At 69.2% G+C, this 451-nt stretch carries 1 protein-coding gene; it reads left to right on the forward strand.

Going from position 1 to position 451, the window contains the following annotated elements; genetic code table 11:
- A partial coding sequence (locus ETC00_RS19845; protein ID WP_171567757.1) for a hypothetical protein occupies positions 1 to 451 on the forward strand: 451 nt, incomplete at both ends.

Here is a 451-nt window from a genome sequence, read left to right on the forward strand (position 1 = left end):
GCTACATGCTGACCATCTTCGCCAGCGACGGCGCCGCCTACCGGGTCAAGACTAGCAAGGAGATCCTCATCGAGCGCGGTGCCGCGCGCTACCGCCTGAGCGCGCCGCAGCGCTTCAGCGCCGCCGGCGAGAAGGTCGAGTTCAGCTATGCCAGCGAACAGCCGACCCCGCTCAAGCCGAGCAGCTACCAGTGGATCCGCCTGGAGGACCGCGCCACCGACAGCGGTCCGGTCGCCGACGGCCGCTTCGCGCTGGCCTTCGAGCGTCCCGGTACCTATTCCGTGGAGCTGCGCGACGACAAGGGCCAGCTCCTTGGCGCCACCGGCCACTCGGTGAGCGGCGAGGGCGTGAAGTCGGTGCCTGGCACCGTCGAGGTGGTGTTCGACAAGCCCGAGTACCGCACCGGCGAGGAAGCCTCCGCACTGATCACCTTCCCCGAGCCGGTGGAGGA

Origin of the sequence: Brevibacillus sp. MCWH (assembly GCF_013096935.1) — a bacterium.
Lineage (GTDB): Bacteria > Bacillota > Bacilli > Brevibacillales > Brevibacillaceae > Brevibacillus > Brevibacillus aydinogluensis.